The sequence below is a fragment of the Marisediminitalea alba genome (genome assembly GCF_002993365.1).
GTDB lineage: Bacteria > Pseudomonadota > Gammaproteobacteria > Enterobacterales > Alteromonadaceae > Alteromonas > Alteromonas alba.
On record NZ_PVNP01000032.1, the window covers coordinates 1 to 13,777 of the forward strand.

The 13,777-nt window shown below is 49.6% G+C and carries 14 protein-coding genes; 7 read left to right on the forward strand and 7 right to left on the reverse strand.

The window, feature by feature from the left end; all coding sequences use genetic code 11:
* Positions 1-1,030, forward strand: a 1,030-nt coding sequence (gene ltrA / locus C6Y40_RS03920) for a group II intron reverse transcriptase/maturase (RefSeq protein ID WP_105933439.1), incomplete at its 5' end; no start/stop codon positions are given.
* Positions 1,031-1,187: 157 nt separating this feature from the next.
* Here the strand turns inward: ltrA and C6Y40_RS03925 are convergent.
* Complete coding sequence (locus C6Y40_RS03925; protein ID WP_105933440.1) at positions 1,188-2,201, reverse strand: hypothetical protein; 1,014 nt, start codon at positions 2,199-2,201, stop codon at positions 1,188-1,190.
* A gap of 387 nt (positions 2,202-2,588) precedes the next feature.
* On the opposite strand from C6Y40_RS03925, the gene recR reads away from it, so the two are divergent.
* The 6 genes from recR to C6Y40_RS03960 all read left to right on the forward strand — a co-directional run bounded on the left by recR (position 2,589) and on the right by C6Y40_RS03960 (position 8,820).
* A complete protein-coding gene (gene recR, locus C6Y40_RS03935) occupies positions 2,589-3,188 on the forward strand; it encodes a recombination mediator RecR (RefSeq protein ID WP_105933442.1) in 600 nt (199 codons plus the stop codon).
* Positions 3,189-3,339: 151 nt separating this feature from the next.
* Entirely contained in the window at positions 3,340-5,262 is a 1,923-nt protein-coding gene (gene htpG, locus C6Y40_RS03940; protein ID WP_105933443.1) for a molecular chaperone HtpG, read from the forward strand.
* Positions 5,263-5,669: 407 nt separating this feature from the next.
* Positions 5,670-6,314 (forward strand): adenylate kinase, encoded by a 645-nt coding sequence (gene adk, locus C6Y40_RS03945; RefSeq protein ID WP_105933444.1) that lies wholly within the window; start codon positions 5,670-5,672, stop codon positions 6,312-6,314.
* A 154-nt stretch (positions 6,315-6,468) separates the two neighbouring features.
* A complete protein-coding gene (locus tag C6Y40_RS03950) occupies positions 6,469-6,873 on the forward strand; it encodes an MAPEG family protein (protein ID WP_240621837.1) in 405 nt (134 codons plus the stop codon).
* Positions 6,870-8,003 carry an alanine racemase gene (locus tag C6Y40_RS03955; protein WP_105933445.1) on the forward strand — a complete coding sequence of 378 codons (1,134 nt, stop codon included), beginning with the start codon at positions 6,870-6,872 and terminating at the stop codon, positions 8,001-8,003. The genes C6Y40_RS03950 and C6Y40_RS03955 overlap by 4 nt, the downstream gene beginning before the upstream one ends.
* A 100-nt stretch (positions 8,004-8,103) precedes the next feature.
* Entirely contained in the window at positions 8,104-8,820 is a 717-nt protein-coding gene (locus C6Y40_RS03960) for a substrate-binding periplasmic protein (RefSeq protein ID WP_105933446.1), read from the forward strand.
* A 48-nt stretch (positions 8,821-8,868) separates the two neighbouring features.
* Here the strand turns inward: C6Y40_RS03960 and hisIE are convergent, their stop codons facing one another.
* Genes hisIE through hisC form a run of 6 tightly spaced genes read right to left on the reverse strand, consistent with a single transcriptional unit; the run spans position 8,869 to position 13,770 of the window.
* Positions 8,869-9,489 carry a bifunctional phosphoribosyl-AMP cyclohydrolase/phosphoribosyl-ATP diphosphatase HisIE gene (hisIE, locus tag C6Y40_RS03965; protein ID WP_105933447.1) on the reverse strand — a complete coding sequence of 207 codons (621 nt, stop codon included), beginning with the start codon at positions 9,487-9,489 and terminating at the stop codon, positions 8,869-8,871.
* A gap of 10 nt (positions 9,490-9,499) precedes the next feature.
* Positions 9,500-10,291 carry an imidazole glycerol phosphate synthase subunit HisF gene (hisF, locus tag C6Y40_RS03970; RefSeq protein WP_105933448.1) on the reverse strand — a complete coding sequence of 264 codons (792 nt, stop codon included), beginning with the start codon at positions 10,289-10,291 and terminating at the stop codon, positions 9,500-9,502.
* Positions 10,273-11,010: a 1-(5-phosphoribosyl)-5-[(5-phosphoribosylamino)methylideneamino]imidazole-4-carboxamide isomerase gene (gene hisA, locus C6Y40_RS03975; protein WP_105933449.1), complete on the reverse strand. Its 738-nt coding sequence runs from the start codon at positions 11,008-11,010 to the stop codon at positions 10,273-10,275. Before hisA ends, hisF begins: the two co-directional genes overlap by 19 nt.
* Positions 11,011-11,012: 2 nt before the next feature.
* The gene (hisH, locus tag C6Y40_RS03980; RefSeq protein WP_105933450.1) at positions 11,013-11,618 is read right to left on the reverse strand and encodes an imidazole glycerol phosphate synthase subunit HisH; all 606 of its coding nucleotides are present in this window, start codon (positions 11,616-11,618) and stop codon (positions 11,013-11,015) included.
* Entirely contained in the window at positions 11,618-12,688 is a 1,071-nt protein-coding gene (hisB, locus tag C6Y40_RS03985; protein ID WP_105933451.1) for a bifunctional histidinol-phosphatase/imidazoleglycerol-phosphate dehydratase HisB, read from the reverse strand. Before hisB ends, hisH begins: the two co-directional genes overlap by 1 nt.
* A complete protein-coding gene (gene hisC / locus C6Y40_RS03990; protein ID WP_105933452.1) occupies positions 12,685-13,770 on the reverse strand; it encodes a histidinol-phosphate transaminase in 1,086 nt (361 codons plus the stop codon). The genes hisB and hisC overlap by 4 nt, the downstream gene beginning before the upstream one ends.
* Positions 13,771-13,777 lie beyond the last annotated feature (7 nt).

Here is a 13,777-nt window from a genome sequence, read left to right on the forward strand (position 1 = left end):
GGGGATCCCATCAGTACGGGATAGAGTCGTTCAACAAAGTTTGACTGATATCCTGAGTCCCATTTTCGAAGAGCAGTTCCATCCATCAAGCTTTGGTTACCGACCGGGGCGGAGCTGTCATGATGCCATCAATAAAGCCACAATGTTCATCCGTCGATATGAGCGACGACACGTGGTGGATATGGATCTGTCGAAGTGCTTCGATAAGCTGGACCATAGGCTTATCCTGAAAAGCATCAAAAGACGGGTACGAGATGGTAGCGTGCTGAACTTAATCAGTCAGTTCTTAACAAGTGGGGTAATGGTTGATGGGCATTGGCAGCAGACAGAGGCAGGTAGTCCGCAAGGTGGGGTAATCAGCCCATTGATAGCGAACATCTATCTGGATGCGTTTGATGAGGAGATGAAACAGCGTGGCCACCGCATAGTGCGATACGCTGATGACATTCTTATCTTGTGTCGGAGTCGTTCAGCGGCAGAGAATGCGCAGCGACAAGCGACACAAATCCTTGAAGGTAAACTGAAGCTGACAGTGAACACAGAGAAAACCCATATCACGCACAGTGATGCGGGAGTCAGGTTCCTTGGCGTGGAAATCGGGACAAAACATACCCGAATTCAAGCGAAGAAACTGGCGGCGTTCAGAAGGAAGCTAAAGCAGATGACAAAACGCAATGGAGGAAAACCGTTGCAAAGTGTCATCAAAGGACTGAACCCATTGCTAAGAGGGTTTAGCCAGTACTTCAGGATTGCCGATGCCGGCAGGGCATTCAGACAAATTGCGAGTTGGCTAAGACGCAGACTGCGAAGCGTTCAACTTAAGTTATGGAAGAAGACGAGCCGCCTGCATCGCTGGCTACGACAGCGAGGATACAAAGGCAAGTTCGTCTGCATGAACATGACGAGTTGGCGAAGCGCAAGAAGCCCGTTAGCAAGCTACGCGATGCCAAACAGCTGGTTCAACGAACTAGGACTGGTGAATCTGGAAGATGTTAGAACGGGGAATGTGCCCAGCATTTACGCTGGATAAATCAGTACATGAGCCGTATACGAGGTCCGTACGTACGGTTCTGTGAGAGGGATGAGGCGGAGACGCCTCACCCTACTCGATATTGGTCGAAAAACTTCGCTCACTCATTCTCAATCCGATTCCTATAAGCATCCGGACATAAGTTCTGCAATGTAAGTCAATCTAACATCGCCAGACGCTTGGTAGCGCGCCTAACCAAAGCCTCGTCATTTGCATGTGCTATCGCCTGATTCAGGCGCTGAACGGCTAACTGGCTATTTTCTTGTTGCGCAATATCCAGTAATAACACGGCGATTTCGACATTCTGACTGGTGGGCAACTTATAGGTTGCAAGTAATCGGTTAAGGGCTTGCTCACCCGGTTTTACAGCCAATCCGTGTTCCTGACTAAACAACGCTACCTGATAACAAGCATTGATCCATTTCACTTCCCGGTACCAGCTTTGCACCGGAGGGTACTCACAGGCCTGCGCAAACGTTTGTTGTGCCTGGGCCAGATTATCTATTGTCCAGTAATACTGCGCCACACGTTCGAGCACGACAAAGTCGTCGTGAAATTCTTCCACAGCCGCTTTAGCTGCGACAACGCCACTTTGCTGATCATCAGTATTTTGTGCGTAGTTCAGTTTGGCGATATAGCCCCACTTTTGATCCAGAGCGATGGCTTTGTCGGTTAAGGTTTTTTGTAAGGACGCATCGGCACCATAACTACTTCCGTGCGCAGAGGCCCCGGCTCGTAGGGCTACATATTCAGCATTGTCAGGACCGACTTCTCCGGCGCGTAACTTAGCCTGCACACCTTTCTTATAAAACCCGAACTTAGAGAAAATTCCCGCCTGATGGCCAAGGTCGCGCCAGGCATCGGAGGCAAATGCGAAGGTATCGGGATTATCCGCAAAACGAGATTCAAAACTAAGCAACAGCCTCTCCGCTGCATCGTTATTCTCCAGTTCGATTTGTAGCATGATAGCCAGTTTGCTTAACTGATGATTGTCATCTTTTATCCCTTCCTGTTCGGCTAGCAGCTTTGTGGCAGGGCTGGTATCCCCTTGTACTAAATGGTGAAATGCGGCATTAATTTGTTCATTTAATCCCTTATTCCGCTCAGCGTTGTTGGCATAACTGGCTACACAAAATACTAGTCCACTTACTAATAATAGCGTTCTTTTCACTGTTCTGATGCTACCCACATGAGCTCCACATATTGCCTGGTTCCGGAGCGCAGAACATAATGCGCGGTTAGAAAATTGTCAGGCAATACATGATGAAGCCTGTGTATTTGATGATGAACGGATAAATAACGAAGAGTTAAATTACTTAAAAGCTAACCTTGTTTCACTGCGAGAGACAGCCTTAAACTTTGCCAAGGTAACGGCCAGGTTAACTTGTAAGTTTTATCGCTCTGAATACACGGATGCAAAAGGTTTACGCTTAAAATGGGGTCTTGTATAGTGTCGTTCGAAATCGAGTAGATGAAGTAGCCCCAGAGCGTATTATTTAGTGCTGCTTCATTAATTACTAATGCCTTATCAGGCTTCCAATTGTGTTGTAGCACCATTATGAAATACAGTCCTTTACTGGCAGAGTTAATCGATAGCCTGACCTGCTTACCGGGTGTGGGAAATAAAACCGCCCAACGCATGGCGTTTCAGTTGCTTGAGCGCAACCGTGAAGGCGGCAGAACACTCAGCGCTGCCTTGCACAACGCCATGGAGCATATCGGTCATTGCAAACAGTGCCGTAATTTTTCTGAGAATGAGTTGTGTGAAATCTGTCAGCATCCCCAACGTAGCGACAGTCATCAACTTTGCGTAGTAGAGAGCCCACAAGACGTAATGGCCATCGAGCAAACCATGGCGTACAAGGGCACTTACTTTGTATTAATGGGTCACCTGTCGCCCATTGATGGTATCGGTCCTGCTGAAATTGGTCTGGATATTCTCGAAAAACAAATTACTGAAGGACAATATGCCGAAGTCATTCTGGCCACCAACCCCACAGTGGAAGGCGAGGCCACTGCCCATTATATTGGTCAGCTTTGTCAGAAGCACAATGTTTCGGCTAGCCGGATTGCGCATGGTGTGCCGATTGGCGGCGAGCTTGAATACATAGACGGCAATACACTCACCCATGCATTTTCAGGTCGACGGTCACTCTGATTACCGTCGAAACTCATTCCGGCAAGCCATTTTATAGTCAGCACTTAGCTACCCAATCAACAATTTTTTATTTTTTACCGTTGAATTTTCTGTCCTGAGACCTCACTTGTCTTGTTGAAAAATAATTAAACTGACTAGGAGACTCTGGTTTATGGCTGAAGTGGCCCATCAAGAAACTCATGGCTTTCAAACAGAAGTAAAACAACTTCTGCATTTGATGATCCATTCTCTGTATTCAAACAAGGAAATCTTTTTACGCGAGTTAGTATCCAACGCAGCCGATGCCGCTGATAAACTTCGTTTTAAGGCGCTGGAAAACGATAGCCTGTACGAAAATGATGGTGATCTGTGCGTTAAACTGAGCGTTGATAAAGAAGCGGGTACCATCACCATTAGCGATAACGGTATCGGTATGAGCCGCGACGACGTAATTGCCAACCTCGGTACTATTGCGAAGTCGGGCACCGCAGACTTTTTCAGCAAACTGTCTGGCGATAAAGCCAAGGATTCCCAGCTGATTGGTCAGTTTGGTGTTGGTTTTTACTCCGCGTTTATCGTTGCCGACAAAGTCGTTGTTCGTACCCGCGCTGCAGGCGAGTCTGCTGATCAGGGCGTGGAATGGATTTCTGAGGGCGAAGGCGAATTCACCGTAGGTGATATCGAAAAGGCCGATCGCGGTACAGAGATTACCCTTTATCTGCGCGACGACGAAAAAGAATTCGCCGATGACTGGCGTTTGCGTTCGATCATCAGCAAATACTCCGATCATATCAGTATTCCGGTGCGCATGTGGAAAGCGCCGGTAGAAGAGCAGGAAGGACCAGACGGCGAGAAGATCCCAGCCCAGCCTGGCGAGTGGGAAACCGTTAACAAAGCTACCGCATTGTGGACCCGTGATAAGTCAGAAATTAGCGATGAAGAATACATTGAGTTCTACCGCCATGTTTCTCATGACTTTGCCGAGCCGATGAGCTGGGCACATAACAAGGTGGAAGGTAAAACCGAATACACCAGCTTGTTATATATCCCAAGCAAAGCCCCATTTGACCTATGGAACCGTGAGCAAACCCACGGCCTGAAGCTGTATGTACAACGCGTGTTCATTATGGATGACGCTGAACAGTTTATGCCTACCTATCTGCGCTTTGTAAAAGGCTTGCTCGATTCCAACGATCTGCCGCTTAACGTGTCCCGAGAAATTCTGCAGGACAACAAAATCACTCAGTCACTGCGTACTGGTTGCACCAAGCGTGTACTGCAAATGCTGGAGCGTATGGCGAAAAACGACGCCGAAAAATACCAGTCGTTCTGGAACGAGTTTGGTAACGTGCTGAAAGAAGGTCCGGCAGAAGACTTCTCCAATAAAGAGAAAGTAGCAGGCCTGTTGCGTTTTGCCTCCACTCACAACGACAGCAGTGACCAAACGGTATCTCTGGCTGACTATATTTCTCGTATGAAAGAAGGTCAGGACAAGATTTACTATGTGACTGCCGACAGTTACCAGGCGGCCAAAAACAGTCCTCACCTGGAAATCTTTAAGAAGAAAGGCATTGAAGTACTGTTGATGGGCGAGCGCATCGACGAGTGGTTAATGCAGCATCTTACCGAGTTTGATGGTAAGCAGCTGAAGTCGATTGCCCGTGGCGATCTGGATTTAGATGATCTGGAAGACGAAGAAAGCAAAAAAGCTCACGAAGAAGCCGAAAAGCAGGTAGAAGGTGTGCTTGAGCGTGCCAAAACCGCGTTGGGCGACAAAGTTATCGACGTTAAATTTACCCACCGTTTAACCGACTCACCAGCGGTAATCGTGGCTGACGATAATGGCATGACTACGCAAATGATGAAGCTGATGGAAGCGGCTGGTCAGCCTGTTCCTGAAGTGAAATATCACTTTGAACTCAACCCTGAACATCAGTTAGTGAAGTTACTGGCCGACGTACAGGACGAAACGGTATTTAAGAGCTGGACAGAAGTATTGTTTGATCAGGCGGCACTATCTGAGCAGGGCAGTCTGAAAGATCCTGCCACGTTCGTTAAAAACTTAAACGGCTTATTGATGAGCTTGTCAAAGTAAGTCAGCAGCTAAGCACGGCATAAAACGGGCAGGTTTTTACCTGCCCGTTTTTTTTGCGTGTACCTGTGATGTCGACAACATTAATCCACTATTCGACAGACTTGCAGGTAACAAATTATCAGCGTGGTTTATATTGGTTTTAATTCTGGTTGATGATGCAAAGCGGAACAAGCTGGGTTGCTTACCCATGCAGACACTTACAGGTTACGGTCAACGCCTGTAATGCTTATAGCTACCGCATAAATTAGCATTGCTGTTAAGGATTTGTGTCGACATTGTTCAATAGTTCAATTTACATACGCTATTAGTCGTAAGACAGCAGACAAGACCTGCTGAGCACTTGTCACGCCGAATGGTAGTGTGTAAAGTGCCTCACAGTTATGAATAAATAAGCGGAGAGCGCAAATATGCGAATTATACTTCTCGGTGCACCGGGCGCCGGCAAGGGAACACAAGCGCAATTTTTAATGGGCAAATATGGTATCCCGCAAATTTCTACAGGTGACATGCTTCGTAGTGCAATTAAGGCTGGCACAGAAATGGGCCTGGCTGCCAAGAAAGTTATGGACGAAGGGAAATTAGTGTCCGACGATATCATTATTGGTCTGGTAAAAGAGCGTATTGCTCAGGATGACTGTAAAGATGGTTTCCTGCTCGATGGTTTCCCACGCACTATCCCTCAGGCAGATGCCATGAAGGAAGCAGGTGTGGCAGTTGACCATGTTATCGAATTTGATGTGCCGGACGACGTTATCGTTGATCGAATGGGCGGCCGCCGTGTTCACCCTGCGTCAGGTCGTGTTTACCACGTTGTCTACAATCCACCCAAAGAGGAAGGTAAAGACGACGTGACCGGCGAAGAGTTGATCATTCGTGATGACGACAAAGAAGAAACCGTTCGCGCACGCTTAGGTATTTACCATGAGCAAACACAGCCACTGGTTGATTACTACAGTGCTGAAGCCGAAGCAGGTAACTGTGCTTACCACAAACTCGACGGCACTCAACCGGTAGAAACGGTCAGTCAGCAATTAGGCGAGCTGCTGGGTTAATCCGGCCTCTTGCAGAAATTAAAAAGCCGCTGACTCACAGCGGCTTTTTTGTTTTCCGTTTTTGCTTACCAACGAACCGCGCAATCATTGCTTTACCCTTCACCCATTTCACTGTCACAATAACCGCTTCTGACGTGAAGATAGTAGTGAAAAGATGATCGTACTTCCGGTGACTGCTTTTTATGCCAGTATTCTGGCATTTATCTATTTGTATATTACCGCGTTGGTGATTATTCACCGGCGTAGCAATCGAATTGGCGTGGGTGACGGCGGCGACGAAGTACTGCAGCGTCTCGTTCGGGTTCACGGTAACTTTGCTGAATATGTGCCGCTCACGTTACTGCTGCTGGCCATCCTGGAAATCAGTACGGAAATTCCCTGGCTGATTCATCTATTCGGCGCATCCCTGGTCATTGGCCGCGTATTGCATGCATACGGTTTGCGTCACTCTGTGGGCGCAACCTGGCAACGAGTCGCAGGCATGATGTTAACCGTGATGTCGCTGTTCGGCCTGGCCAGCGCAAACCTGACACTGATTTACTGGTTGCCGTTTTTATGAATTCATTAGCACAACTTATCACGCCAGCGTGCCTGCTCGACCTGAATAAGTTCCGCCGCAATTGCCAGCGAATGCAGGCCGTCGCGGATAGTGAACAACTTACGCTTCGCCCGCACGTTAAAACCCTTAAATCACTGCAGGCGGCAGAATATTACGCGCCAGCCTCAGGCCCCATCACGGTGTCAACATTGGCTGAAGCGGCTACTTTTGCCAGCGCCGGTTATACCGATATTCTCTACGCAGTGGGCCTGTCTCCCAACAAGTTCGGCCAGTTAGCCGCCATTCAACGACTGGCGCGGGATTTCACGGTGATAGCTGACAGTCTGGCCGCGGTGAATGCATTAGCCGATTACGCCGGTGAGTTAGAGCTACCTTTATCGGTGATGCTGGAAGTGGATGTGGACGACCATCGCGCCGGGTTATTACCTCAGTCCGACGAGTTGATTATTTGCGCCAGAGCTTTATCAGCAGCTCCGAATATTCACTTTCGAGGCATCATGACTCATGCCGGGGCCTCCTACGATTGTGACACCAAAGCTTCGCAACAGGCGATGGGGCAACAAGAGTGTGAACGTATTGCCAACGCTGCAGCTAACCTGTTGGCAGCGGGAATACCCTGTGAGCTGGTTTCGGCAGGTTCAACCCCCACGGCTTTAGCCGGCATAAAGCACACCGGTATCAATGAACTTCGGGCTGGTGTTTATGCCACATTTGATTGTGTCATGGCCGGTCTTGGGGTGTGTGAAACTGATGATATTGCCCTGTCTGTACTGACATCCGTTATCGGCCACCAGGTCGATAAAAACTGGGTGATTGTTGATGCTGGCTGGATGGCCTTATCGCGGGACCAGGGCACTGCATTACAGCAGCAGGACTGCGGCTATGGGCTGGTGTGCGATGAGCACGGTAAGCTATTGGATGGCTGGTATGTGAGTGCCACTAATCAGGAACACGGCATTATCAGCCATCGCGATAATCTCACGCCGCCTGAGTCTGTGTTTGGTTATGGCCGTTTACTGCGTATTTTACCGATTCATGCTTGTGCCACAGCAGCTCAGTATTCTAAATACCATGTCATCGGTGATGACGGCAACATATCGGCTATCTGGTCGCGGGTAAATGGCTGGTAGGATGCTGGTCTGTTGAGCAGACTTCTTCATGCTGTGAACTGGGCAAATAGGCCACATCGGTTTACACTTATACGATGTAGTTTATGAGTCGCTGTCCTCAATGAAGTTTCGCCAGCTAGTCAGTGTTTTTTGTTTATTTGCACTCAGTATAACAGAGGCGTTCGCCAATACGCCCTCGCTGGTGGTGTTTACCGAAGTGTCACCACCTTATCAGTATCAGGCGGGCGATCAGGTTAGTGGTATTGCTACTGAGCGGGTTCGCAACATTATTTCCCATGCCGGGCTTACCGCTGAGTTTAAGATATATCCCTGGGCCAGGGCGATGCTAAACGTCGAACGCTCCAGTCGTGCTTTGATTTACTCCATTGCAAAAACGCCTCAGCGGGAAGGTCGTTTTCACTGGATTGCTCCGGTTGCCAGGTTTAACCTGAGCATTCTGACGCTTGCCAGACGAGAGGATATCCAGCTCGATAACCAGCTTGATCTGAATGGCTTGTCGGCAGCCGCTCAGCGAGGTGATATTGCTGAGTCATGGCTGGTTAGCAAAGGCCTGGTGGAAGGTCGGGATCTGCTGGTATGCGCCGATATTCTATGTTCGTGGCAGCAGTTAAAACTTGGCACTGTCGATATCATTATCGAAGATCCAAACCTTATTGAAAGCACCGCGGAGCTGGCAGGTTTACAGGCCGGGGATATCAAGGTTGTGCAGCCCGTACCGGCACTTTCTGTTGTGGCTTATCTGGCGGCTAATGGTGATATGGAGCCGGAGATAGTGGAACGCTTGCAGGTTGCCGCCCGGGAACTCGGTTATCAGTGACGCATAAAAAAGGCCACCATCAGGTAGCCTTTGTTCAGGTTGTGCTGACTAGCCTTTATGGCGTTCTCTGAGCACGTTAACGGCATCCGATACCGACATATCACAGGCCTGCAGCAGCACTGTTAAATGATAAAGTAAGTCAGCTGCTTCATTACGCAGTTCTTCTTTATCCATTACGGTGGCCGCCAGCGCAGTTTCAACGCCTTCTTCACCTACTTTCTGCGCGATGCGCTTTACGCCTTTACTGTACAGTTTGGCAGTGTAGCTCGACTCCGGATCAGCCGATTTACGTGCTGCCAGTACCCGCTCCAAATCGCCTACAAAGGTGTAATCGGCAACGTCGCCATCAAACCAGCAGCTTTCTGCGCCGGTGTGGCAGGTTGGGCCATTAGGGTTGGCCAGCACCAGTAAAGAGTCGTCATCGCAATCACTGCTGACACTGACTAAATCCAGCGTGTTACCGGAGGTTTCGCCTTTTTGCCATAAGCGCTGCTTAGAGCGGCTGAAAAAGGTGACTTTACCGGTACTCAGGGTAACCTCGAGTGCTTCCGGGTTCATGTAACCCTGCATCAGTACTTTACCAGTTACCGCATCTTGCACAATGGCGGGTAGCAGGTTATCCATTTTTTCCCAGGCTAACTGGCCCTGGGTCTCTTGAGTAATTTTCATAGTTGTTTCCTTATGCCCCAACCGTATAACGCTGGCGCATGGGGACACCGGCAGCTACCAGAGTCGCTTTTAATTCGTCGATGTTAATAATGGCTTTATGAAACACTGAAGCTGCCAGCGCGCCGTCGACATCGGCTTGCTTAAATACATCGGTAAAGTGTTCTATGGCACCAGCACCGCCTGAGGCAATCAGTGGGATGTTACAAACTTCTCTTACTGCTGCCAGCTGCGCAATGTCATAGCCCTTGCGCACGCCATCCTGATTCATACAGTTAAGCACTATCTCACCGGCACCACGTGACTGCACTTCTTTGATCCAGTCCAGGGTTTGCCAGGCAGTTTGCTGAGTGCGGCTTTCGTCACCGGTAAATTTGTACACTTCGTACTGGTTGTTGGCTTCGTTATAAAAACTGTCGATACCAATTACCACGCACTGCTGACCATACACATCGTGCAGTTCATTGATCAGTTCAGGATTGGTCAGGGCCGGGGAGTTAATCGAAATTTTATCCGCGCCCATTTCAAGAATGCGCCCGGCGTCTTCTACTGACTTAATCCCGCCCGCTACGCAGAAAGGAATATCAATGACCTGAGCGATGCGGCTCACCCAGCTTTTATCTACTACGCGCTGATCGGAGCTGGCGGTAATATCATAAAAGACCAGTTCGTCAGCACCTGCTTTGGCGTATTGTTCCGCCAGCGGTACGATGTCGCCAATGATTTCGTGATTACGAAATTGTACGCCTTTAACCACCTTACCGTCGCGTACGTCCAGACAGGGGATTATCCGTTTTGCCAGCATGCGATAGCCTCCTCAACGGTGAATTTACCTTCCAGTAGTGCCCGGCCTAAAATAACACCGCCTACACCGGTAGGGCGTAACGCGCGAATATCATCGAGCCCGCCTATACCGCCAGAGGCCTGCCAGAATACGTTAGGGAACTGTTTGCTCACTTCGGTATACAGTTGAACGTTTGAACCCTGCAGTGTGCCGTCACGGCTTATGTCGGTGCACAGTACGTGTTTAGCTTCCACTTCGGCAAAGGCTTCGAGGATTTGCTCCAGTGATACGCCGGAATTTTCCTGCCAGCCGTGGGTTGCAATAAACTTATTGCCGTCATCGTCGATGTTAATATCCAGCGCCAGTACTATGTGCTCAGGCCCGTATTGCTTTACCCAGCTTTTTACCAGCTCGGTTTGTTTTACGGCTAGTGAGCCAATGACCACCCGGCTTACACCAGATTCAAGCAGTTGTGCTACTTCGCGCTCTTCACGAATGCCACCGCCAGACTGGAATTTCATACGCTTGGTATCTACCATGGCGCGGATCAGTTCTAACTGACGTTTGTCTGTGTCTTTGGCACCGGTAAGGTCTACAATGTGCAACCACTCGGCACCCTGATCAGCATAGCTGTGCACAACCTCAACCGGGTCAAGGGTATACTGGGTTTTTTGGTTATAGTCGCCCTGGTACAGTCGCACCACGGCGCCGTCGATTAAATCGATAGCAGGTATAATCATGATTATAGGTTCACAAAGTTGGTTAGCAGTTGCGCGCCGGCTTCACCTGAACGCTCAGGGTGGAATTGCACCCCGAAGAAATTATTGTGCCGGATAGCAGCCGAAAAGGTCTGGCCGTACTCGCAACTCGCCAGAGTATGTTCATAAACCGGCACGGCAAAGCTGTGCACAAAATAAAAATAGGTGCCTTCGCCTAACCCTTTAAACAGCGGAGAGTCGCCGACCGGGCTAATGGTATTCCAGCCCATGTGGGGTAAGCGTAGTTCACCCGCCTGCATACGTTTAACATGGCCGGGTAACAATTTTAAGCAATCGATGGTGCCAGTAGTGGCTTCATCAGATTGCTCAACCATAAGCTGCATGCCCAGGCATACTCCCAGGACCGGCTGGGTTAATCCTTGCAGGGTAGGGATAAGCTGTTTGGCAGTAATGCTGGTCATGGCCGCGCCAGCCGCCCCGACGCCGGGTAAAAATACCTTATCGGCACTTTTAATGACCGCCGGATCGTCTGATACCGTTACGCTGACACCCAAACGCTCAAGGGCAAATTTAACCGAAGAAATATTGGCGCAACCGGTGTTAACAATAACAATGGTTTGCTGGGTCATTACAGGGCTCCTTTACTGCTTGGCAGGGCATCACCCGAACGGGTAATTGCCTGACGTAAGGCCCGGCCAAATACCTTAAACAGGCTCTCTACCTGATGGTGAGCATTACCTTCGCTGGTGGATAAGTGCAGCGACAGTCCCATGCTTTGGGCTAGTGAATAAAAGAAGTGCTCAACCATCTCGGTGGCCATTTCGCCAACCTGATCACGACTGAATTTGGCATCAAATTTCAGGTATGGGCGATTGGAAATATCCATAATACACTCGGCGCGACACTCATCCATCGGTAGAGCAAATCCAAAGCGGCCAATGCCGCGTTTGTTACCCAGTGCTTTCTTAAGGGCTTCACCTAACGCCAATGCGGTATCTTCCACACTGTGGTGATCGTCGATGTGCAGATCGCCATCGGTTTTAAGCTGTAGCTCAAAGCCACCGTGGGTGGCAATCTGGTCGAGCATGTGGTCGAAAAAGCCCATGCCGGTGGCAATGCTTGACTTTGCAGCCGAGTCTAAATCTACCCGCACATGAATGTCGGTTTCAGAGGTCGTTCGGGTGACTTCAGCAATGCGGGAAGACGCCAGTAACTGCTTCTCGATAGCCGGCCAGTTAATGTCGTCACGGCTGTACTGAATACCTTTGATCCCCATATTTTCGGCCAACTGCATATCCGTCATGCGATCGCCAATCACGTAAGAGCGGGTAAAGTCGACTTTACCCTGTTGCAGGTAGTCTTTGACCAGGCCAAGTTTTGGCTTACGGCATGAGCAGTTGTCTTCATCAAAGTGCGGGCAAATCAGCACGTCGTCAAAGGTTACGCCCTGACTTTCAAACACCGCCATCATGGCATTGTGGGGCAGGTCAAAATCGGCCTGCGGAAAGCTGTCGGTACCCAGACCATCCTGATTGGTTACCATTACCAGTTTAAAACCGGCGGCTTTCAGTTTTAATAAAACCGGGATCACCTGAGGTTCGAATACCAGCTTTTCGAGGCTGTCGAGTTGCTTGTCGATAGGTGGCTCTTCTACCAGAGTGCCGTCACGGTCGATAAATAAAATAGCTTGCTGGCTCACAGTGATGCTCCCGCTTGCTCAAAATAAGCGTCTAATAAGGAAAGTAAACGCTGATTCTGTTCAGCGCTGCCAATAGTTACCCGCAGGCAGTCTTGCAGGTTAAGTTGTTTGGACTGATCGCGTATAAGCATGCCCTGACTTACCAGGTATTGCATGATCTGCGCGCAGTGACTGTGGCGGAACAAAATATAGTTGGCTTTCACATCGCCAACCAGTGCTACGCCGGGCCGTTTGGCCAGCTCTGCCTGCAGCGTGGTGCGCTGTTCATTTAAAAACGCCACTTGTTGCTGCATTCGCTCAATATTCTCGGCCGTTAGTGCCTGCGCCACAATTTGCGCCACCGGCTCCGGAATGGGGTAGGGCGCAATCACTTTTAACAGCGACTGAATAATCGCTTCGCTGGCAATAGTAAATCCACAGCGTAAGCCGGCCAGGGCAAAGGCTTTGGAAAGCGTACGTAGTACCACCAGGTTAGGATACGCTGCCAGCTGCGTTGCCCAGGTGTTGTCGATATCAAACTCGATGTAGGCTTCGTCTACCACTACCAGTGCGGTGTTGGCAAAGTGTTCCAGCACGGCGGTTAAATCAGCCTGACTCACCTGAGTGCCGGTGGGGTTGTTGGGCGCACAAATAAACACCAGGTTAACGCTTTCTGTCGCGCAAATCCCGTCGACATCCAGGCTGAAATCGTCGTTTAAGGGAACGCGTTTAATGCCTACATCACAGGTTTCCGCGCTGATGGCATACATGCCATAGGTTGGCGGACAAATCAGAATATTATCTTCGCCCGGGGTACAGAAGGTGCGGATTAACAGCTCAATGCCTTCATCGGCGCCGCGGGTGACAATCAGTTGTGATTTATCGACACCGGCATAGTCGGCATAGCCGTTGATTACGCTGTGGGGCTGACAGGAGGGGTAACGGTTAAAGTTACCCGAATCAATATCGTAAGGATTGGCAAAAGGCGACTCGTTGGCGTTTAGCCAGTCCTGACCACCGGAAAATAACCGGCGCGCTGATTCATAGGGTTTCAGCGGCACCAGATTGGCGTTGATTAAAGTATCAACCAGTTTGCTCGTCATAGCGGTC